Annotated in this window: 14 protein-coding genes; 5 read left to right on the top strand and 9 right to left on the bottom strand. The window is 34.4% G+C overall.

The genetic code is table 11. From position 1 onward, the window contains the following. Positions 1 to 8 precede the first annotated feature (8 nt). Both BKH45_RS02075 and BKH45_RS02070 read left to right on the top strand, forming a co-directional pair. A complete protein-coding gene (locus BKH45_RS02075; protein ID WP_095273810.1) occupies positions 9 to 998 on the top strand; it encodes an iron ABC transporter permease in 990 nt (329 codons plus the stop codon). Continuing rightward, a complete protein-coding gene (locus BKH45_RS02070) occupies positions 995 to 1,792 on the top strand; it encodes an ABC transporter ATP-binding protein (RefSeq protein ID WP_095273809.1) in 798 nt (265 codons plus the stop codon). The genes BKH45_RS02075 and BKH45_RS02070 overlap by 4 nt, the downstream gene beginning before the upstream one ends. A gap of 456 nt (positions 1,793 to 2,248) precedes the next feature. Here BKH45_RS02070 and BKH45_RS02065 read toward each other — a convergent pair whose 3' ends face one another. The 9 genes from BKH45_RS02065 to BKH45_RS02025 all read right to left on the bottom strand — a co-directional run bounded on the left by BKH45_RS02065 (position 2,249) and on the right by BKH45_RS02025 (position 19,356). Further along, positions 2,249 to 3,160: a CfrBI family restriction endonuclease gene (locus tag BKH45_RS02065; protein WP_095273808.1), complete on the bottom strand. Its 912-nt coding sequence runs from the start codon at positions 3,158 to 3,160 to the stop codon at positions 2,249 to 2,251. Further along, positions 3,157 to 4,503 (bottom strand): DNA methyltransferase, encoded by a 1,347-nt coding sequence (locus tag BKH45_RS02060; protein WP_095273807.1) that lies wholly within the window; start codon positions 4,501 to 4,503, stop codon positions 3,157 to 3,159. Before BKH45_RS02060 ends, BKH45_RS02065 begins: the two co-directional genes overlap by 4 nt. Before the next feature lie 471 nt (positions 4,504 to 4,974). Then, positions 4,975 to 10,218, bottom strand: coding sequence for an autotransporter outer membrane beta-barrel domain-containing protein (locus BKH45_RS02055; RefSeq protein ID WP_095273806.1), 5,244 nt, complete (start codon positions 10,216 to 10,218; stop codon positions 4,975 to 4,977). A gap of 827 nt (positions 10,219 to 11,045) precedes the next feature. After that, a complete protein-coding gene (locus BKH45_RS02050; RefSeq protein WP_095273805.1) occupies positions 11,046 to 12,692 on the bottom strand; it encodes an aromatic amino acid ammonia-lyase in 1,647 nt (548 codons plus the stop codon). Then, entirely contained in the window at positions 12,689 to 13,960 is a 1,272-nt protein-coding gene (locus tag BKH45_RS02045; protein ID WP_095273804.1) for an MFS transporter, read from the bottom strand. The genes BKH45_RS02050 and BKH45_RS02045 overlap by 4 nt, the downstream gene beginning before the upstream one ends. Before the next feature lies 1 nt (position 13,961). Then, positions 13,962 to 15,611, bottom strand: coding sequence for a urocanate hydratase (locus BKH45_RS02040; RefSeq protein ID WP_095273803.1), 1,650 nt, complete (start codon positions 15,609 to 15,611; stop codon positions 13,962 to 13,964). Then, the gene (locus BKH45_RS02035) at positions 15,608 to 16,708 is read right to left on the bottom strand and encodes a DUF917 family protein (protein ID WP_095273802.1); all 1,101 of its coding nucleotides are present in this window, start codon (positions 16,706 to 16,708) and stop codon (positions 15,608 to 15,610) included. The genes BKH45_RS02040 and BKH45_RS02035 overlap by 4 nt, the downstream gene beginning before the upstream one ends. Before the next feature lie 9 nt (positions 16,709 to 16,717). Next, complete coding sequence (locus BKH45_RS02030; RefSeq protein WP_219349980.1) at positions 16,718 to 17,974, bottom strand: Zn-dependent hydrolase; 1,257 nt, start codon at positions 17,972 to 17,974, stop codon at positions 16,718 to 16,720. Positions 17,975 to 17,991: 17 nt separating this feature from the next. Further along, entirely contained in the window at positions 17,992 to 19,356 is a 1,365-nt protein-coding gene (locus BKH45_RS02025) for an amidohydrolase family protein (RefSeq protein ID WP_095273801.1), read from the bottom strand. 295 nt (positions 19,357 to 19,651) lie between these two features. Between BKH45_RS02025 and uvrA the strand changes: the two genes are divergently transcribed. The 3 genes from uvrA to BKH45_RS02010 are packed head-to-tail and all read left to right on the top strand — an operon-like array spanning position 19,652 to position 24,277. Then, positions 19,652 to 22,483 carry an excinuclease ABC subunit UvrA gene (gene uvrA / locus BKH45_RS02020; RefSeq protein WP_095273800.1) on the top strand — a complete coding sequence of 944 codons (2,832 nt, stop codon included), beginning with the start codon at positions 19,652 to 19,654 and terminating at the stop codon, positions 22,481 to 22,483. Continuing rightward, positions 22,483 to 23,118, top strand: a complete 636-nt coding sequence (locus tag BKH45_RS02015; RefSeq protein ID WP_095273799.1) for a restriction endonuclease — start codon at positions 22,483 to 22,485, stop codon at positions 23,116 to 23,118. Before uvrA ends, BKH45_RS02015 begins: the two co-directional genes overlap by 1 nt. Then, positions 23,111 to 24,277 carry a class I SAM-dependent methyltransferase gene (locus BKH45_RS02010; RefSeq protein WP_095273798.1) on the top strand — a complete coding sequence of 389 codons (1,167 nt, stop codon included), beginning with the start codon at positions 23,111 to 23,113 and terminating at the stop codon, positions 24,275 to 24,277. The genes BKH45_RS02015 and BKH45_RS02010 overlap by 8 nt, the downstream gene beginning before the upstream one ends. Positions 24,278 to 24,286: the final 9 nt, after the last annotated feature.

Below are 24,286 nucleotides of genomic sequence, written 5' to 3'. Positions count from 1 at the left end.
TGAATTTTATGAGAAATATACTTTTGATCTTTATCCTTCTGGGAATATGTTTCCTGTCTTTTGGAGTGGGTAGATATGCCATAGATTATGCAACATTATTTAAAATTTTTAAAACACTCTTGAGTTCAAGCGCCATTGAAGACACAATAAGAGCAAAAGTTGTGTTTAATTTCAGGGCACCCAGGATTGCATTAGCAGTTTTTGTAGGGGCAGGACTCGCTATAACAGGAGCTTGTTTCCAATCTATTTTCAAAAATCCATTGGCTACCCCTGATATTTTAGGAGTCAGTAGTGGAGCAAGTTTTGGGGCTGTACTTGGACTTTTTTTTGGATTTGGAAGTTATGGTCTGATTGGAAGCTCTCTTGTTTTTGGATTTTTAGCCTTAAGTATTACAATTTTAATTGCTAAAAATACCTATGAATATGGCACGATTATGCTTGTATTAGGAGGGATTATTGTATCAGCTCTTTTTCAAAGTCTCCTTGCTCTTATCAAATATGTCGCTGATCCACAAGATATTCTTCCAATGATTACTTACTGGCTTTTGGGATCTTTGCAAACAAGCAGTTTTTCTGAAATTTCCTTAGGAATGGGAGGGATTTTTTTAGGCTGTGGGATTATTTATTTGTTACGTTGGAAACTCAATATCCTTGCTTTAGAAGATGATGAAGCAAAGAGTTTGGGGATTTCTTTATATACTTATCGTCTTATTTTTATCGTCACTTCCACACTTATTACAGCCTGTATTGTTTCTATGTGCGGGCTTATTGGCTGGATAGGGTTGCTTATCCCGCATATAGCGCGCTTAATGTGTGGGAGTGAAAATACAAAAATCATACCTCTAAGTGTTTTGCTAGGTTCTATTTTTTTGGTGCTCATAGATACACTTTCGCGCACAATAAGCGCTGATGAAATCCCTATTTCTATCCTGAGTGCCCTAATAGGAACACCATTTTTTATTTATATCCTCAAGAAAAATAAAGGTATCACATTATGAGTTTATTTAGTGTCAAACAAGGGGGTTATCAAAGAAAGCACAAAAAAATTTTCAAAAATATTAATTTAGAACTTTATCCGGGTGAAATTCTTTCGATTTTAGGTCCTAACGGTGTAGGAAAAACTACATTTCTCAAATGTTGCATGGGGCTTCTCAAATGGAGTGAGGGAGCAAGTTTTTTAAACAAAAAAGACATTAGACATGTTGTAAATTCTTATTTATGGCAAAATATTTCTTATGTCCCTCAAGCAAAAACTATCCATAGCGGTATTAGTGTTTTGGATATGGTATTATTAGGTTGCAATCCTTTGCTTAACATTTCTCCCAAAAAACAACATCTAACCTTAGCCCTTCAAACTCTGGAAGAATTAGATATCTCTCATTTAGCAAAACAACATTGCCATTCTTTAAGTGGGGGAGAACTACAGATGGTTCTAATCGCGCGGGCTTTGGTTTCTTGCCCTAAGCTTTTGATTTTAGATGAACCTGAATCTAATCTTGATTTTAAAAATCAAATTAAGATTTTAGAGATACTCAAAACTCTCTCTAACAACAAAGTCGGGATATTATGTAACACGCACTACCCTACCCATGCTCTCAAAATCTCTCACAAAAGCCTTTTGATATACCACAAAGAAAATGAAATAAAAAATATTTATGGAGAAACAAGCAGGGTTTTAACTCAAGAAAACTTAAGCCAAGCCTTTGATGTCCCTCTTGAATTATTTGCAGCGCACTTAGAGTTTCCCAAAAACTTCAATTCACACAAAATATCCATTAGTGATGTGTTGTGAATAAAATTTACTTGAGTAAGTTTTAAGATTTTACAATTTTATGCTTTTTTATGCTTATTGCAAAATCCTATTCTTTGACTAACTCAATTACTATTTTGTTATAAAAGTCTCAACTTATACCAACAAATTGTTAAAATCCAAAACACTGCTTAAGCGTGATAAATGGTAATTATTCATTGATCAAAACAACCTGAATAATCCTGCACAAAGCACAATATAACTCTCGCTTTGGTCCAAAAATCACAACAAAAAAATCTTCGCAAAAGAGTGATATTCAAACCCATCACCACATAAAAATAAACTAAATATGGAAAAGTCTTTTAACAATCTATTAATATTTTAATTCCATATTTTTTTATTTTTATTGTGTTAATCTTGCAAGTCGCTTATAAAAAACCCGTTGATCATTAATTGGCATGCCCATTCTATAGACAAACTCATAGAGCTTGTTTTGATTTATTCCATTATTTTATTCAAAATCATATCCAAATCCTTATCTAAATTGCCACCATCATAATCAACATAAGGAATGCCATATTTATCAAATGCTTTTTTGATTCGCCTATAACTATTAGCAACTCTCAACTCAACCCAAACCACACCAAGTTCATCAGATTGATTTTTGTTTTGTTGGGATAAGGTATCGGCAATAAAAATATGTGATTTTCTTGCAAAAATCACATCAGCGCTTTCCGGGTTGCCTCGTCCCATTAATTTTACTTCACAAAGATATTTTTTGCCCTCATTGTCTTTGAGATAAAAATCAACTTCACGACTCACTTTTTTGGCGCTATCTCGCACAAACTTTTCTTCATAGTTATTTGTAGGGATTTTATAGAGTTCACAAATTGTTTTCATCAATATTTTTTCTGCAGTTTTACCGACTGCACTCCACGCGCCACCTCTCAAAGCCGCACGCTTGACTGCCAATGTATTGATAACAAGTAAGGTTTCATTGATTGTCAAATCAACACAGACACCATTGAATTTTAGAGTAAGCATTAAAGTCAGATCTTCATTGTTATCAATAAAACCACTGATTGCTTCATACAAACTATCATAATGTTCATAAGCTGCATCAATTACAATTTCTTTTGCGCTACTCCCATACATATTATGTATCGTTTTCATATTAAGACCGGCATGAAGGGCAATCTCATCGGGTGGGAGAGTGTTTTTCAAAAATTCTTTTTTATACCAATTGACTACATCTTTATTTTCTAATTTTACTTTGATAATTTTTTTGAAAAAATCAATCACAAATTGCAAAAAATCAGTGTTGATTAAATTAACAACTTCAATACGATAATCTTGTCCTTTAATCACCCGCTTAACAATATTTTTTATGACTTGATTAGTGAATGTCATAAATTTTTAAATTCTTCTAACGTCATAAATTCAGAGGAGTTATCCTCCAACAATGAATTTTTATTCATTAAGCTTTTCATATATTCAAAATATTTTGGCTCTTTTTCTGTTAAGAAAAATTTCCGTCCCAATGCCTTTGCAGTTCGTCCAAGTGTCCCACTTCCGGCAAATGGATCAAAGATTAAATCACCTTTAAATGAATAATACTCAATGACTCTTTGGCATAATTGTGTTGGAAAAATTGCGCTATGAACCCTGTCAGACCTAGGGCAAATCTTCCAAACATTGGTTGTTTCAAAACCATCTTTTACTTTGCTGTCTTCTACGATACTAAGGTCATATTGATGGATATTCCAATCAAGTAATTTATCGGTTTTCTTTCTATAAACCATTAAATATTCAGTGATAGTGTTTGGTTTATATGCAAGCGGCTTACGATGTTGTTGAAACCCTCCAATACGATTTTTTACACTGTATTCCGGCTTTTCCCAAATAATATCATCAACAAACTCCCAACCCTGCTGCACAAGCAAAGCATGCAAATCAAAGGGTATTGGGTATCTTTTGCTGCAATGAGCCCGACTAATTCTAGGCACAATAACAGGCGAGGTATTCACAATCAAAAATCGTCCTTCTTTTGTTATGCGATGGGTTTGTTCAAAAACTTTGCGCAAAAAATCAAGATAGGCTTCATAGCTTTGATAAATCGAATAATCTCGCGCATTATAATATGGTGGTGAAGTAAAAGTTAAATGGATACTTTCTTCACCAACATTTTTTAATATCTCTAATACATCACCCAATACAACAACATTTGAAAGTTTTTGATCGATTGTTGTGTGTGGTTTTGGTTTTGTTTTGGGTGTTGTTTGTGAAAAATATTCTTTTTTTATGATTTGTTTAACCATCTCATTCTCATGACTTATAAGTCTTTTGAGAATCACATCAACTTTATGATTACCCTTAAAGACAAGCAAAGCCCGAATTGCTTGGCAAATAATTTTTGGATCATTATCCTTTAAAACCTCAAATAAAAATTCTATATTATCACGATTGCGTTGCCGACCTATGGCTGAAATTGCTTCGCGCTTCACAGCGCTGTTTTCATCATTTTTATAAATGGAGATAAAAATTTCTGAGTTATCTTGATGATTTAGTTTAGCGATATTTTTAATTGCTAAAACCCGTACATTAGGGGACTTATGACCGGTCAATTTCAAGATAGGAGAAATATCAAAATCACAGGCAATACGACCCAAACTCTCTAATGCTTCAATAAGCATACCTACGTTTGAAGTTGTTTTGCAAGTGTCAATATATTTTATAGCCTCATAAGTTCCCATAGCTTCAATTCTAGCATATTTTTGAAAAACATAGACTCCATTATAGAAGTAACTTGGATTCTATAATTTAATTTTATATTTATTTTTTTATTATTTCCATATTTCCATTACTTTTTACTTGGATTATTGCTATGTTTATGAAACTTTTTGCATTTAAGATTTTTATCAAGTCTCAAGAGTCATCAAAATGAAAGATCCCAAAGATGTTTTATTCACCTCTCAACACCTGCCAACAAAAACTTTTAATTCATAGGCTTAAGGATAGGACAGGCGTAAAATTAGGATTTTTTCACAAATTTAGGGCAAAATAAATTTGTCGTATTTTAAAAAGTGCTATGCTATGATTTGACATCAAATAAGACCGGCATTTTACTTCATACCCCAAAATTAATTTCACCCCTCTCTTTTTTATTCGGTTATTTTAAAATAATCCATTTTTTACCTTTATTTTTCATAGATTTAGGCTTTATTTTATTTTTTAGGTTGAGATTTTTTATCCATTTCTTTCTCCAATTCTTGAGCTTTTTTTACTTCTTTGGCTTGACGTTTTAGCAAATCTTGATATGCTGTCTTATACTTGCTTTCATTCTTTTTGGTATCTTTGGCTTGCTTGGTTTGGAGATCTTTAGTCTGTTTGTCCAATTTTGTTTTGAGACTCTTTAGATCTTTAACTTGTTTATTTTGTATCTCCTTGCTTGCTTTGGCAAAGTGATTTTGGAGATTCTGAAGGGCTTTGGCTTGCTTGGTTTGGAGATCTTTGAGAACTTTGGTCTGTTTATTTTGCAAGTCTTGAAGTTTTTTGGCTTTTTGAGGATCTTTATGTAACTTCGCTTCTTGTATCTCAAAGGCAGATTTATTTTTTGTATTTAGCTCTTGAAGTTCTTTGGCTTGGTTTGCTTCCAAATCTTTGAGAGATTTTTCTGACTTTTGGTTTAAAACTTTGTTTGCATTTTTTGCTTTGGCTTGGAGTTCTTCATTCTCTATAGCATACCTTGCTTCTAATGTCTTGAAAGCACCTTTATAATCATCATTGAATTCCTTTATTTTTCTTGCTTTTGAAGCTTCGAAAACTTTAAGCTCTTGGGCATGGAGAACTTTTATTTTTTCACCTGAAGGTTGATCACTCTTAAGAATTTTTGCAATCTCAATATGAATCATTTTAAAATCATTTTTTTCTACTTTATCTTCTTGTTTTCTATAAATACTCAAAGTTTTTGCTTGGGCTTTTTTAGTGGCTATGATCTGAGATTTTTGTTCTTCAAAGGCTTGTTTTTGTTTGATTTTTTCTTGTTTGGCTGAGATATTAGCAAGCCTTTCATCAAAGCGCATTTGAGATCGACGGATACTTGCAAGTCTTTTTTCTTGGGTAAGCTTAGCTGCTAAAGGATTCAAAGCATGCCCAAATTCATAGCGCAGCCCTATAGATACAAGGTAGTTTTGATTAAAATATCTACCCAAAAACCCGGTATCCACATCTGCATAAACCCGCCAATTCTCTGACACTACCGAATTGAGTCCAAGATTAATCATCATTTGATTATTGGGAGCAAGCAATGTTTGAGCTTGCGAATAATTGGTTTTGTATCTTATCACCCCTCCACTCACTACATCACTCACCCAAAAAGCGCCCAATCTAAAATCAGTCTGATTCTTGGCATTCATAAGACGATAACCCACATTCGCGCCTAATTTTGATCTAAAATTAAAGATATAATTCAAATCAGCCTTAAAATAAGGAAAATAATCGGGTCTATAATCCAATAAACTACTTTGATTGACTTGATTGATGACTCCTCCACTCATCCATCCCAAGATGATTTCTGCAGAAGGCTCTAAATAAAATCGTTTTTTCTTATCTGTATAATATCGATAACCTAATTCTTGCCCCAAACTCACTCCATGAGAATCCAGAGGCACATTATAGATATTGTTATTTTTGATAGAAATATTACTGTGGATATAAGTATATTTCAAAATGCTATCTGTATAAAATCCACTTTCATTCACAAAAGAATAATACCCTCCAAATTCAAGCATATTGGCGCTTCCATTATAACCACCCCCTCTAATAGTGTTGTATCCATAATTCAGGGCACTTCCTAAAAATTGCTCTCCATAAGCTGTATTCCACCCATAATCATAGCCCACTTGGATATTGGTTGCATAAATCTTAGATTTATCTCCCCTATTAGAAGTGTTCAAACCGCTATATACCCTGGAAAAAATTCCTTGTGCATAATAATTATTTCGAAGCTCCCCGAGTCGTTTGTTGAGATTGTTGATGTTGGCTAAAAAGATAGAATAATTAGAAGTGATGGCATTATTGGTATCCCCTAAGTTTGACTTATCAATAGCTGTAGATGCAGACCGGACAAAATACCCTGTTGCATTTGCCAAATCTTTCTCCACATTAGTATCAATTTTTCCTGTGGCATCTACAGAAATACGCTTAGAATAAAGTATTGTATTGACAATATCATAGCCTTGTTCTACTTTAGAAGCAGAGGTATCAAAAATCATATTTGAATTTGAATCAGAGGAGTCTTTTACTATTGCAACCAGAATATTATTTGCTGACAAATCCCCTGTAGCCAAACTCGTATAATCTTGATAAACTTGAAGATAGTTGCTCAAATGTTGCCCTGCACCCACATCTTGGATAATAATTCTATCAGAATTAAGAGAATTATTATGAATATTAGGATTATTATCTGCCCGATTTGAATCTATGGCAACCCTAAAAATAGCATTATTAAAATGTCCTAAGTTATTGACAATCATTGTAGAAAATGTATCTTTTTGGAAAGTATTATTGATTTCTTTCCCACTTGTAGCCAGATCAATAATTGTATTATCCCTTTGAGCAAGAGTGGCAGCAAACATTGTGTCGGTATTGGCGCTAAAAGAACCATGACTTGAAGTAAGGCTGGAAATTACAGACAAAGATCCGTTATAAAGAACGAGTTTAGAGCCTTGAGACAAAACAAAAGTCGTGTTATCTGTTTTGGCAAACATATTTCCAATAAATGCCGCACGTGGAGCAAAAGTAATCTCATATTTTTGATCGCTGGTAGAAGGAAGGTTATATTCCCCGCCTATTATCACTCCATCAATCTTCATTCGATAAATATCATCTTTTATATGGGTATTAGGATTCACTCCTGATTTATCAATAAATAAAGAAACATAATTGCTTGAATAAACATCCCTAAAAGGCTTCAAAACTTTGTTGGCCATGGAAGCATCAAGCGTAATAGCCAACCCATTTTCATAAGTATAACCATTGACTTCAAACGTATTTGATGTTGGAGAATAAATAGCCTTGCCGCTATTTAAACATTCTTGTGTTATCCAACTCCCCTCACATTGTGTTTTGTTCGCAAAAAAGTTAGTTGTATCTGCGCTATTGCCCCCATCAGCGAAAATAATATTAGCCCTCCCCCCACTATAATCTATCAAAGCAGTCCCACTCACAGGTCCGGATATAGCAATATTTGAAATACCTCTATTATAATTTCCAATATAAAAAGTAGGGTAGATATGTTGGCTTGTAAGCAAACCGGCAATAGAATCATTGATACTCAAAGAAATATTACTCACACCCCCATAAGTATTAATTTTAGAAATTTGTCCATTCTGATTAGCATATAAGGACATATTCAAATCAATAAAACTGGTTCCATCAAAAGTGTCTATAGAGCCTGCAAAAACAGAGCTGTTTTTAAGTGAAAAAATATTAATTCCTCCCCTTGTAGTGATATCTCCATAGATTTGAGAATTATCCAATGAAGTGTAACTCACTCCTTGATCGATAAAGACATCTCCAATCAAAGCTGCATCAGTAAGGTTATTTTTAACAAACATATTTTTACCATTTAATGAAATATCCCCAAGCAAAAGGCTATTATCAATAGAGATAGCGGTATTAACATGACTGGTATTGTGATTTTCAATCGTGATATTTCCATGCAAAATACCATTGATAAAACTCAAGGTATTGATTGTGTTCATCGTCGATGCAGAATCTAAAATCAAGTTTCCATTTAATAAATCCGCAGGAGTATTTTCAATCATCTTTAAAAATTCCGGAGTCATTGTCCCTGCAAGAATAGCTCCTTTGATGACACTCATATGTGCAGTGGGTTTGACACCAATCAAATCAGAGCTTTGGGAAGATAATATTGTATTTTTAAACTCTAAGGTATTCCTAGCCCCACCGGCAATCAAGATATCCCTCTCTTTTAGAGAATCCAGAAAACTTAGCTTGTTTGTTTCTCCTCCAAAAATAGTGATATTCCCATTCTTATATGGAGAATTAATATAATTCAAAGTATTAGAATGTCCCCCAACAATCATAATATTCCCTCCATTTACTACTGAATTATTAAAATTTAGGGTATTGGTAGAATCGCTATAACAAATTCTAGAACCAATTGTGCATACATAACCATTAGGAGCAGTATCTGAAGGTCTATAAGAAATAGGCAAGACATAGATTTTTCTTGAAATGGAAATATTCATATTATCCCAAGTAGAATCTGTGGTATTAAAGACATTTATTCCTCCTTCAATAAAAATAGTGCCATTTTTTAATACAGAGTGATTTTTGATATCCAGAGTATTTTTACCTCCGGAAAAGGTGATATTCCCTTCAAAAGTAGTTATTTTTGTTTGATCTACACTCACATCTTTATCCCCGGGACTTAATTGATCAAAAACAAAATTCACCCCCAAAGAATTCTCATTTCCAATGATATTCAAGTTAGAAATAAAGAAATCTGATCCCATAAAATTAATTTGAGAATTAAGCAAAGACGATGCATTATTTATCGTCATAGAACCCCCTTTAAAGGTTGTATTTTTGAAAATAAGATAATTATAATCTGTCATGATTGTCAAACCGGCATCATTTAAAACATCATTGTAGAAAAAATAACTCCCTATTGACTGCGAAAAAACATCTGAAAGATTAGATTGATGATTTTTTAAAACACCAAAATAAACATTAGAATGATTAAATACAGAATGCTTCAAAAAAACTCTTAAAGAAGTGCCGACACTGGATCCACTTATAATCTCCACATTTCCATTAAAGATATTATTTTCATTTATAAGGGAGGTTGTATTTTCAGAATCCCAATGAAAGTTTCCATTAATAGTGGAGTTTTTTATGCTAAAACTATTTTCCTCAGAAGGAGAAATATAATAATTATGAAAAATTAAATCCCCATTTATCATAGTATGATTCAAAACAAATTTTGCTTTAGGAGTTATTTTTATGTTTCCATATGCTCCTTTTTTATCTACCTGCCCATATTCTTCAAATGTCATATTTCCATAATAATTAACCCCATCAAAATCAATACTTAAGTTTCTATAACCATTTGTATTGTGTTCAAAAATATTGCCAAATAAATTTATTCTATCATCAGAAGATTTTCCAAAGGCTTTGAGCATAAAAGTATCTGAATTGCTATTATCACTATTGTGACTTCTTTCTGCATTATTGAGATCCAAAGAAACATTTTTATGATCTGCGCTTGTATAAGAAATATTAGGAGAGGAAACAGGGTTGGTTATTTGCACACAATACCCATTAACCAAGCTATTGCAAGGCACACTTAAGTCAATAGATTGGTTTCCGTAAGATTTTTGAAAAAAACTAAGAGAAACTAAAAAGAAAAGAAAACAACTTTGAAAAAATAAATTTTTCAATTTTACCCCCCCCCCCCCCGCATACCGGCAAACAAAGTTCTATTGGGCATAAATTCTCCTTTTTATCTTATGTATCTAAATGAATAATATTATTAAACTATTTTAATTTTTAAAAAATACTTAAATGAAATTATTTTTCTAATTTAATACAAATAAATATTTATTTTGAAAATAATTATAATTTTTATATAAAAATAATAAAGCTTAATAAAATAAGATTATTATTCCTATTATTGATAATAGATGCCTTAATCTTATGGATAATAAAAATTATTTAAAATAAATATTTTTTCTATTTTTGAGATAATGATGAGGACACTTCATAAATAATTGTATAAAATGTCTCGCGCAATACAAGTTAGATCAAGACAAGGAATTTTTTATTATATCTCATAATTTTAGTTAAATTCTATTTTTGATTTCATTTTAACAATACATTTTTGTGCTGCCAACAAATACAAAATCCATATTTGATTCCGCCACAAAACCCTTGCGTACTATCGCAAAATATTCAATTCATTATCTATAAAAAATTCAAATATTCCAAGTCTCACAAGTATATTAAAGGTCATCAAGTTCTCTCATCACAGAAAAATCGATATTTGCTATGTTCTCTGGTTGCAATAATGGAGGTTCATAATAAATGTAATTATTTAAAATTTTAAAGTTTTCTTCTTTTATAAAAAGACTTATCATGGCAATTGAAATATAGCAGTTATAACAGATTAAGTAAAATTGTATTGACTTTGGATGTTTGCTAAGAAAATTATAAGATACCCCAATCTCTTAGGATTAAGGTATCTTGAGTTTTATTTATGTCTAATTTTTTAAAGTTCTTTGGCAAAAAGTATGCTTTGTTTGATGGCATCAGAATAAATTCTATCTTGACTTACAAAAGGAACTATTTTGCGATATTGATTTTTGATTGCAGCAGAAGAGACGCCGGGAACAAAACCTTTTCGTAAATCTAAACTCTGTGTCCCCTCTAGAAGCTGAAAGGCTGCGATCTCATAAAGATGTTCTATAATATCGCCCAAATGTGCCACAGAAAGATTCCCCATTGAAGCGACATCTTCAATATCCCCTGCAAGCACGACAGTATGAAATGATTGAGGCAAAGCAAGATTTTTAATCATAATATTACTCTGACTAAATGGCTTTTCAATTGCACCAAAACCATGTCCATGATTTGTGGGAGCATTGAGGAATCTTGGAAGTTTTGTAAAATCCGGGTTAGAGATACGGATAAGTTGTTGGGTCATATTTTCTGCAAGTCTCGCTAAAGAAATGTTGAGACTCTCTACCTTTAAAACCACAGGCAAAAAATTAAAATTTGCAGTCGGATAAATCGCCCCGCCATCCTTGACATCATAAGATTGAAGCTGCGATCCCTCTGCCTTTGGAGCATTCAAAAGCACCATAGGGTTATCATCGTTGCGATTAATTTGGATAAGGAGGGCTTCTTGAAGCTCTTGAAGGCTTGTATATACATTGCCAAGCGCATAATTCATAGTGCGATAAGAGAGAGGATCTTGTAATGCTCTTTGTGAAGAGAGTTTCCACAAATCACTCCCTTTGAGGGTATCTCTGATCTCTTTTGAAGCTTCTTGAAGTCCTATGAATTTCGAATCCCCAATAGCTCCCTGACTAAAAGGTGCAACATTACCATTAAAACCTTCTAACATCAAAGCAAATAGTCTAATTTCTTGATGATAGAATTTTTGGGCTTTAAGAGTGCTCAAAACCGCTCTTGCAGCAGTGATAGAATTATTACTCAAGATAGATAAAAAGTCTTTACCCACAAGTTCAATAGGCTTTAAACCCGCTTTTTTCAAACCCTCTAAACTCGGATAAATTTTGCCTTGGTAGCTTACTTTCCACTCCCCAATCATTGCTAAACCAATATGAGAAGCCAAGGTGATATCTGCTTCTCCCACGCTTCCATTCATGGGCACAACAGGTGTAACATCACGGTTAATAAAATCCTCATAAGCCTTTGCTACTTCCAAAGATACTCCTGTCCCCCCACTGGTGATAGTGTTTAGACGTATCAACATAGAAGCACGCACAATTTCATTGGACAAAGGCTCCCCGATACCCAAACCATGCGCCCTCAAAGAAATTGTATTAAAATGCTTAGAAAGTTTTAGCAATTCTTTTGAAAGGATCTTCTTGCCTCCTACTTCTTCAAAAACAGGCCTGTCTTTGTTCCAGCCTACCCCAGTAGTGAGTCCATAAACAGGCTTATCCAGCAAGGCAGCTTCCATAACAATTTGATGACCTCTTTTGATATTCTCTAAAGATGATTGAGTAAGGGTAACTTTGCGATGATCATAAGCCACTTCATAAACTTCTTGCAAACTCAATCGGTGATTTGGATCTAATTCCAAAGGTTTTGTTTGCTTTCCAAACCCTATGGCAAACAAACAAATACTCATTATCATAATTTTTGATATATTTTTTAATAAATTCATTTTTTCTCCTTAAACATAAAGATAACACTGGCAAATGCCAGAACACAACAAAAAGCCAAATAATACGCAGGTGCATAAACACTATATTGAGTTGCCCAAGTCATCAATGCAGGCGTAAAACCTGCAAAAAATATAGCAGCTGTGTTATAAGAGATTGCCATTCCACTTGATCGGATCGCTACCGGATAAAGGATAGCTAATGCCACAGGAGCAACCCCCACAAAAAAAGCCACACAAAGACAAAAAAATGTATGTATCAAAATCAAGTGCTCAAAGCTTGGAGTTGCATGCAACCAATAAAGCAAAGGAAAAATAGCTACCAACATAACGACAATGCTTATTTGGAGTATTTTTTTTATCCCAAACTTATCTGCAAGTTTTCCGGCTACCACACATCCTATTACCATAAAAATATTTCCAATAAAACTGGCACTGAAACTTTCAGATTTACTAAATCCAAGCCCAACAACCGAAGAAGTATAATAAGTAGGCATATAAATAATTAAAGTATAAACACTTGATGTCCATAAAATCGAAAATAATATCCCTTCAACAAGCTGTCTTGGATATCTTTTAAACAAATCAAAAAGAGGGCGATGGTGTTTGATTTTGGAAGGATCTTTCTTAATTTGATCTTGAAACTCAGGGGTTTCGTCTAAAGTTTTGCGGATATACAATCCCACCGGAATAATCAAAAGCCCAAAAACAAAAGCCAATCTCCATGCCCAATCCAAAATTTCTTTTTCACTAAAGAAGTAGGTGATCAAAATCCCTGCTAAAGCAGCAAGAATATTTGAAATACCCATACTTGCTTGAAGCCAGGAACTATAAACTCCCTTTTTTTCTTTAGGAGCATATTCAATCAAAAATGCAGCTGCCCCGCCAATCTCTCCACCTGTTGAAAATCCTTGCAAAAGTCTTGCTATAAGCAATAATATAGGTGCTCCTATCCCGATAAACCAGATTGGTGGGGCAATAGCTATGATCAAAGTTCCCACTGCCATAAGCAAGATTGTTAATGTCAAGGCTGCCTTTCTCCCAGCTCTATCTCCATAACTTCCTAAAAATAGTGCTCCCAAAGGTCTTGCAATAAAACCAACCCCAAAAAGCAAAAAAGCACTAAAAAGAGCAGATGTCCCATCACCATCAATAAAAAAATTATGCGCGATGTAACTTGCAAAAAAAGCAAAAACACTAAAATCATACCATTCCAATGCATTCCCTATCGCAGCTGCAACAATTGCTCTAGTTGTTAGTTTATTTTTCATCTTATTCCTTTGAATTTCTTAAATCAAAATATCCGATATTTTTAGATTTAGCCTCCCTTAAAGCTATTTCATAACCTGCATCTGCATACCTCATCACACCTAAAGCCGTATCATTATTCAAAGATAAACTTAACCTCTCTGCAGCTTCCTTACTCCCATCTGCAATAAGAGTAACTCCGGCAGAAGTCATATACCCGCTATAACCTCCTCCTCCTGAATGGATAGCTACCAAATCAGCTTCTGAAGAACAATTTAACATCGCATTCAAAAGAGGCCAATCAGCAATGCCATCACTCCCATCAAGCATATTTTCTGTCATGATATTAGGATGCGCCATAGCACCGGCATCCAGATGATCTCTTGTAAAAGCAATAGGACCTGAAAGATCCTTATTAGCTACCATTTCATTAACGCCTAAGGCTAATTGGGTCCTTTCTCCATGTCCAAGCCAGGCAATCCTTGCAGGCAACCCTTCAAAAGGAATATATTTTGAAGCGAGTTTTATCCAATTGCTTACAATTTTGTTATGTTCAAAATGTTTCAAGATAAAAGCATCGATTTTAGCAATATCTTCTTTGTTGTTGCACAAAGATACCCAACGAAAAGGACCAATAGCCTGACAAAACAAATCTCTCAAAAATGCCTCTGTAAAAACAGGGATATTAAAAGCCTCTTGCACTCCTGCATTTTTAGCTTGTGTGCGTATTAAATTACCATTATCAAACACAATAGAGCCTCTTTTTTGAAAACCAAGCATAGCTTCTAAATGGATTTTAATAGAAGCCAAAGAAGCTTCCATGAGCTTTTTAGGATTCTTTTCTCTTAATTCTTTGATCTCTTCCGGAGTAAATCCAACAGGGATATAGCCATAGACCAAATCATGTGCAGATGTTTGATCTGTAACAATATCGGGCAAGATACCTCTTTGAAGTATTTGGGGATAAATTTGGGCAGCATTTCCCAAAAGCCCTACAGATAGTGCTTCTTTTTTCTTTATAGCATCTTGGATAAGACTTAGGGCTTGGTCAAGTGTTTTTGCCTTTTTTTGCAGATAGCCATTTTTGAGACGCTTATCAATGCGTTCTTCATCAACCTCAACAATCAAAGTTGCTCCACCAGCCATAAATCCTGCCAATCCTTGTGCCCCACCCATGCCTCCAAGTCCGGCTGTAAGGATAAATCTTCCTTCCAGAGAATGGTTAAAATGCTTGCGTGCAATCTGACAAAAAATCTCATAAGTGCCTTGAATCACCCCTTGTGATCCAATGTATTGCCAATCTCCTGCTGTCAATCCTCCCCAACAAATCAACCCCTTTTTATTCAATTCATAAAAATAATCCGCATTTGCCCACTGCCCCACCATATTGCAATTTGCCATCAAAACAACAGGAGCTTTAGAGTGAGTCTTTAGCACCCCAATAGGTTTCCCTGATTGCACAATAAGGGTATAACCTATCTCAAGATTTTTGAGTGTTTCTACGATTTTTTCATAACTTTTCATATCTCTTGCTGCCTTCCCCAAAGCAGCATAAACAATCAAATTTTGTGGATCTTCACCAACATAAAGCACATTTTCCAGCATTCGCAACAAACCCTCTGTACGCCAATTTTTGGTTCTTAATTTATCCCCTGAAGCAATCTGTATTTTCATTGTTTATCCTTTTGAAGAGCATATTTTGCTAATTCAATCCCTAATGTTTTTTCTACATGAGGATAAACACTGGGATCTTTAACACTTGAACTAAGAGGAATTTTTGTTTTGGGTATATGGAATACAAAAATATCCATCCCTGCTTTGAGTTTTCCTGCGCTGATGGGATTACCATCTTTATCAAAAGTAGTGATTACATCCGGATAAGTGCCTATTCTATTCCCGCAAGCATCATCAATAGCCATATATTCATTCATAACATGCAAAATCACTTTATTCTTTCCTTCTCCTACTTCAATAATCCCTACATCAAAAGCTTCTTGAGTGTATTGCAAAGAATTTTTAATCACTTTGCCTTCTGCTAAAATCACTCCATCAGTTTGCTTGCAAATAGCATCAATAACAGCATTTTTGCCTTTTTTTTCTGCTTCAAGAATAGCTTCTCCGAGTTCAATTGCCATGCTTATCCCTCCAAGGGCTGCATTTTTTTTCACATATGAAGCTTTGATAGGGTTACGACAACTGGCTATAAACCCTCCTGACATATCTGAAGCTGTCCGCAAAATCGGAGAAATTTTTGCAGTAGCTCCTTTAACAACCAATTCAATATATTGATTTTTTGATCGATTCCCTCCTACAGCGCTCTGAATCATTATTTCAGGACTATTAGCTAATCCTAAAGAACCCATATCTCCTGTAGGGTGCGCACGCAAATCTCCCAAAGCATCAACAACTTTTGTCCCCAAAATTGCTGAGGGCAACCATGCATTTATAGTCGAACTCATTCCATTTTGACCAATAATAAGCCCTGCTATTTTGCTACCCAAAGCTTCTTGGACAAATCGTACTGCTTTGACATAATCTATCCCTAACATTTCCCAATCACTAAGTCCCCCAGGTGCTCCAATAGCAGCGGCTGTTGCAACATAATCATCAGGTTGAATCTCATCAATACTAACTAACTCAGGTCTGCCAATTGTAACTGCCAAAGTCCCTAACTCAATCCCATGTTCTACCCATCCACCACCACCACAAGCATAGACTGAACCACCTTTGACAGCAGCATAGACATCTTTTAATTTCAAAATTCTTCCCATATTGTTTCCTTATGAATTAATAAATTGTTTGTCATATTCTAAAAGAGCTTTAAAAAGCACATTCACACCATTGCCTAACTCCTCTTTTGAAGTATATTCTTCCGGACAATGGCTTTTGCCTCCCTGACTGGGGACAAAAATCATAGCTACAGGAGCCAGATGGCTCATAAAAGCACTATCATGTCCCGCTCCACTTGGCATCACCATAAAAGGAAGGGCATCTTTTTTACATACTCCTTCTAAAATACCCATTAAATTTCTATCACAATATGTAGGTCGAGTATCACTCAAAACCTCAAAATTTTGGAGTAAAATACCTTGCTTTTTAGAAATTTTTTGTGTTTCTTCAAGCAATCTATCCCTAAATTCTTCCATCAATGCTCTTGAATCAGAACGCACATCAAAAACAATTTTACTAGCGCCACAAATCACATTGCTTGCATTGGGTTTAAAAAATATTTGCCCACAAGTAGCCACAAAATAACCTTCATTTCTTTTGGAAATTTCTGATGCCAGAATATTTCCCAAAACACTCATTTCACAAGCTATTCTTCCGGCATCTTTTCTCATATTCATCGGAGTAGTACCGGCATGATTGCTTTCTCCTAAAAAACTGACTTCAATACGCATAATCCCTACAATAGAACTTACAATACCAATATCCATACCTAGAGTTTCTAAAACCTTACCTTGCTCAATATGAAGTTCAAAAAATGCTTTTATATGAGTGGCTTTTTTTAACCCGGCGCTATCCCCACCCATGCGATTGATTGCTATACCCAATTTTTCACCTGTTTGGGGATGAGACAATTGGAGAGTTTTTTCATCTAAAAACCCACTTATTCCTCGACTCCCTATACAAGAAACACCCCACTCACTAGGTTCTTCAGCCAAAAAATCTATAATTTCTAAATCATGCTCTAGGGCAATGTTTTTATCATTAAGACTCGCTACACATTCTAATCCTGCAATCACTCCGGCTATCCCATCATATCTGCCCCCACTTGGCACACTATCACTATGAGAACCTATAGCAATTGTATGAGGATAACCGGATTGATGATTTTTACCTGCTCTTTTGCCTATAAGATTGCCGGCGCAATCTAGGGAAACTTCAAGACCTAATTCCAACATTTTCTCACTTAACCATTGGCGACCTTCTACAAACATATCACTAAAAGAACGCCTTGTATAAGGCTGATTGGGATCTGTCTTCAGAGATAAATCCATGAGAAATTTTTCATAACGATCCGGGTTAATTTTCAAAATAATCTCCTTATATTTTACTTCATTGGCGAGACAAATTCTCCAAATCCGGGAGATGCCAAAACTTTTCCATCATCAAATATCCATTCTCCCCTAAGCATATGTTTTTTTACCCTAAAGTCTATTTCTCTGCCATCATAAGGACTCCAAGAAACAAAATTTACCCCACTCCTGCCGGCATCATAAAGATAATTTTCCTTGCTTAAAATCACTAAATCAGCATCTCTACCAATCTCTAAAGCGCCTTTTTTGTGGTTGATATGAAATAATCTTGCAGGGTTATAAGACAAAACACGCACAATTTTAGAAAAACTAATACCTCTCTTATGAGCTTCAGTAAGCATTAAAGGCAATAAAACTTCTAACCCTGTAGCCCCTGAAGAATTTTTGAACATATTTGCAAAAGATTTTCTATCCTCCGACCAACTTACATGATCTGTTGATACTACCGTGATATTCCCACAATCAAGATGCTTCCACAATGCTTCTTTGTCCTTAAGGCTTCTGATAGGAGGATTGACCTTTGCCTTCCCTACAAGTCCGGATACATCTTCTTCTTCAGATAACACCAGATAATGCAAACATGCCTCAATGCTTACGCAAAATCCTTGTTTTTGATAACCGGCACAAATCTCATAGCCCCTTGGGTTAGAACAATGCACAACATGGGCATGACAACCTGTTTGCGCTCCTAATTCATAGATTTGAGCAATAGCAATATTTTCTGTCCAAATAGGTCTGGATAGGTTATGAGCCTTATAATCTGTAATCCCTTGATTTTGATAAAATTCAATTAAATATTTGATACTCTCATCATCTTCATTATGCACACCCGCAACCAATCCATAAGGAGCAATTTTGGCAAAACATTCCTGCATAATATAAGGGGGGATTCTAGGAAATCTTGTTGGATCTGTACCAAATGTAGAAAATTTGAATCCAATAGCCCCTGCTTGAATCAATTCTTCAATATGCCTGCTTCCCTCAAGAGGATTTATTGTTGCATAAAGTCCAAAATCTACTCTGGTTTGTGCTTTTGCTTCTTGTTTTTTGGCATTGAAAGCTTGTTCATTGCAAATCAATCGCCCTGCATCATAGGGCATATCAATAATAGTGCCCACGCCTCCTGCTGCTCCGGAAGCGCTTGAATAAATAAAATCCTCTTGCCCTGCTTGGGAACGAGAATGTACTTGTGAATCAATTACTGAGGGAAAGATATAATACCCGCTAAAATCATGTATTTCTTTAGCAGGGGGGAGTTTGGAAGAATTTATCATCGCTACTTCCATGACAACTCCATTACTAATGGCTACATAACCTGATTGTATCTCCTTATGCGCTAAAACAATATGCCCTAACACAAGCTTATCGTATGCCTTCATTATCATTCCTTAAGGTTGTTATATTTAATCATATTAAAAACCTTCCGGTTTTACCTAGAAATTTATTTGTTCAAAAATATTAATGAGTAGATTTTTCACATTAAATTTTTATATGTTTATCATAGTAACATGAAAGTAAAATTTAAAATTTACTTTCATATATAAATCTCAGTTTTTTCATTTTTCAATATTCCTAAATAATGATAAAACATCTTTGAAGAGAAATCAACAATACATAACCATCACTCTGTATTCCAAGTATTTAGCTATAATATTAGATTCTTTAAGGTTCTAAATCAAGGAGTATAGATTGTTAGATAAAATCCAAATCATCGGCGCAAAAGAAAATAATCTCAAAAATATTAATCTGGAAATTCCAAAAAACAAGCTTATTGTTTTTACAGGACTTAGCGGGTCAGGTAAATCTACTTTGGCTTTTGATACACTTTATGCCGAAGGACAAAGAAGATATATTGAATCCCTCTCAAGCTATGCAAGACAATTTCTTGACAAAGTCGGCAAACCCAATGTAGATAAAATTGAGGGTCTCACTCCTGCTATTGCTATTGATCAAAAAACTACAAGCAAAAATCCTCGCTCAACAGTAGGTACTATTACTGAAATCTATGATTATCTAAGGTTGCTTTATGCTAGAATAGGGATACAACATTGTTATCTATGTGGCAAACCTATTTCTCAAATGAGTCAAACAGATATTATTGAACAAGTCCTCTCCCTCCCTAAAGAAAGCAAACTTATTATCCTAGCCCCCATTATCAAAGAAAAAAAAGGAACTTTTGCAGATAAAATTCAAAATTTACGTCAAAAAGGCTATGTACGTGCCTATATTGATGGAGTTATGGTGCGTCTTGATGAAGAGATAGATTTAAGCAAAACCAAGAAACACACCATTAAAGCTATCATTGATAGGGTCATTAACAATGAAGAAAATCACTCCAGAATTGCCCAAGCTATTGAAAAAGCTCTCAAAGAAACTTACGGGGAGCTTGAGATAGAAATTATCAATGATGAAAAAGGAAATAATCAACTCATCCATTATAGCGAACATTTGGCTTGTTTTGATTGCAAGGTAAGTTTTGAACCCCTTGAACCTCTCAGTTTTTCATTCAACTCTCCTAAGGGTGCTTGCGAAGATTGTGGGGGACTGGGAAGTAAATATAGTATTGATATTAAAAAGATTCTCAATAAATCCCTCCCACTTAACAAAGGTGGTATCAAAGTTATTTTTGGTTTCAATAGAAATTATTATGCCGAGCTTTTTAATGGATTTTGCAAATCAAATCAAATAGATGCCAATAAACCTTTTGAAGAACTCAAAAGCCACCAACAAAATGCCCTGCTTTATGGCAATGGCACTGAAATAGAATTTAATTGGAAAAATTCCACACTCAAACGCCCCTGGAAAGGTATCATACAAATCGCTTATGACATGTTTAAAGACGAAAAAGATTTAGGTGATTATATGAGTGAAAAACCCTGTTCAACTTGTAAAGGGTATCGACTCAAAGCTTCTTCATTAAGTGTGAAAGTTGCCAATAAAGGAATTGGTGATGTCATTGATATGCCCATTGAAGAGAGTTATGAATTTTTTAACAATGAGAAAAATTTCGCCTATCTAAGCTTGCAACAACATTTTATTGCAAGCTCAATTCTCAAAGAAATTCGTGAGCGATTATTTTTCCTCCATGATGTTGGGTTGGGGTATTTGAGTTTGGGAAGAGATGCCAGAACAATTAGCGGAGGAGAAAGCCAGAGAATCCGTATTGCCAGTCAAATAGGGAGTGGGCTTACAGGTGTTATGTATGTATTGGATGAGCCAAGTATTGGACTGCACGAACGAGACACGCTTAAACTCATCAAAACTTTGAGAAATCTTCAAGAAAAAGGCAATACTGTTATTGTAGTCGAGCATGACAAAGAAACGATTAAAAATGCTGATTTTATCGTTGATATAGGTCCGGGAGCGGGGAAAAACGGAGGAGAAGTCGTATTTGCAGGGAGTGTTAAAAAAATGTTTCAATCCAACACCCAAACCGCTCAATATATCAATGGTACAAAACATATTTTCTACCCCCATCATCGTCCCCAAAAAAAATGGTTAGAGATCAAAAATGTTACTATCAATAATATTAAGAACTTAAGCCTTCAAATCCCTCTTTCAAATTTTGTATGCATCACAGGGGTGAGTGGGAGTGGCAAAAGCTCTTTGATTTTGCAAACTCTTTTACCCGTAGCCCAAGAACTCCTCAACAATGCCAAAAAAGTAAAAAAATGCGATGGTGTAGAAATCAATGGGCTTGAAATGCTTGATAAAGTGATCTATCTGGACCAAAGCCCCATAGGCAGAACCCCACGCAGCAATCCTGCAACTTATACAGGGGTCATGGACGATATTAGAGTGCTATTTTCAGAAGTCAAAGAAGCCAAAATTTTAGGTTATGGGATAGGGCGTTTTAGCTTCAATGTCAAAGGAGGACGTTGTGAAAAATGTCAAGGCGAGGGAGAAATAAAAATAGAGATGCATTTTCTCCCTGATGTGATGGTCAAATGTGATGCTTGTAATGGCGCTAAATACAACCCGCAAACTCTAGAAATCAAATACAAAGGAAAATCTATAGCCGATGTTTTAAATATGAGTGTTAATGATGCTTGTGAATTCTTTAGCAAAATCCCCAAAATTGCATCCAAACTCAAAACCCTTCAAGATGTAGGTTTGGGCTATATTACATTGGGACAAAATGCTGTTACACTAAGTGGTGGGGAAGCCCAAAGAATCAAACTTGCCAAAGAACTCAGTCGCAAAGACACAGGGAAAACCCTTTATATCTTAGATGAGCCTACTACAGGGCTACATTTTGCTGATGTGGATAAACTCACAAAAGTCCTCCATCACCTCGTAGAACTTGGTAATTCTATGATTGTCATTGAGCATAATCTTGATATGATTAAAAATGCTGATTATGTCATTGATATAGGACCTGAAGGAGGTGATAAAGGTGGTAAAATCGTCGATACAGGCACACCGGAACAAATAGCCAAAAATTTCAAAAAAAGCCATAGTTATACAGGAAAATTCTTGGCTGAAGAATTATTGGATATGAAATAATGCTACCAAGAACTCTTATAGAAATTGCAAATTATCTCAAAAAGAGTCCTTTTAAGCTTTCACAAAAAAGTGCAGATGGCAGGATAAATTCGGCTATCAATGAAGATGAGTTGCTGTTTTTCATCAAAAAACAATTTCCAAATATCTTATGCCCTAAAAAAAGAGAGCCGAAGGATTTTTCCTTTGAAGAGAATGAAAAATATATTCCTGTAAATATCAAGATAACCAATACAAATACGACGGATAATTTAAATTGCAAAGTAGGTATTTATTATGCCTTAAGCGGAAAAATCCCAACATTTGATAATCAAATTGATTGGAAAAAATATCTGGAAATTTTACAAAAAAATATTTCAGAAAATGATAAAGACTATTATTTTTTAGTGATAAATAAAAATAATTTCAATGATATTTATCCTGTTTCACTCAAATGCATTCACAAAATAATTCCCAATGGCAACAACCTTCCCTTTCAGGCCAGATGGGATCAAAACAAAATTCCTCTACACAGGACATTTGAAGAAGCAAAAAACTATTTATTATCCACGATGGGCAAATCCTTCAAATTACGAAGTCGGGTTTATTGCCAATTTATTGAATATTTCCCTGAATTTAAAAGTCTTCTTGATGAATAAAATGCGAAAAACACTTGGGCAATTTTTCACTCCTATTTCTATAGTAGATGAAATGATAAGACTCATTCAAAATAATGGAAATATATTAGAACCTAGTTGTGGGGACGGATCTTTTCTGACTTATTTACCACAACATGCAATTGGAATCGAACTAGATGTTCAAATTATCAAAAATCAAAATGTGCAAAATATTGATTTTTTTTCTTATGATATAAAAAATAAGTTTGATACCATCATAGGAAATCCTCCTTATGTAGCCTATAAAGAAATCCTGGAGGACACAAAAAAACTCTTAACTCCCTATAAAAAAATGTTTGATAATAGAAGCAACCTTTATTTATTTTTTATCTACAAATGCGTATTGCATCTAAAAGATAACGGAGAGATTATTTTTATTACACCTAGAGATTTTCTCAAACTCACTGCATCTATAAAACTCAATGATTTTTTATATGCAAATGGAACTATTACTGATTTTATAGATTTAGGAGATAAGAAAATCTTTAAAGATGTCCAACCTAATTGCGCGATATGGAGATTTGAAAAAGACAACTATACTCGCAAAACAAATTTGGTAAAAAATTTTAGTTGCAACAATGGTCAAATATCTTTTACAAACAATCACTATTGCGTTAGATTCAAAGATTTATTTTTTGTTAAAGTAGGGGCAGTAAGCGGGAATGATAAAATATTCACAAATCCTTCTATAGGCAATGAAGAATTTGTATCTTCAACAACTTGCAAAACAGGAAAAACAAAAAAAATGATTTTTAATTGCTATCTTCCTTATTTGGAAACTTACAAAGATATTCTTATACGCAGAAAAATCAAAAAATTTACTCAATCTAATTGGTGGGAGTGGGGGAGAGATTATTTTAAAAGTGATTTGCCTAGAATTTATGTCAATACCAAAACAAGAAATAAAAAACCTTTTTTTACTCATCCCATCAAAGCCTATGATGGATCTATATTGGCTATATTTCCAAAATTTCAGACTGATGATTTAACCCTATCAGAAATTTGCGACCTGCTCAATCATACTCATTGGGAAGAATTAGGCTTTATTTGCGATGGGAGATATTTATTTTCTCAAAAAAGTCTGGAAAATTGTTTTATTGGGGAAGAATTTTATAAGTTTTTTTATTTAGATAAAATTTAGATATATAAA

Origin of the sequence: Helicobacter sp. 11S03491-1, from assembly GCF_002272835.1 — a bacterium.
Classification (GTDB): domain Bacteria; phylum Campylobacterota; class Campylobacteria; order Campylobacterales; family Helicobacteraceae; genus Helicobacter_J.
This window is presented reverse-complemented; position numbering and strand designations above follow the sequence as displayed.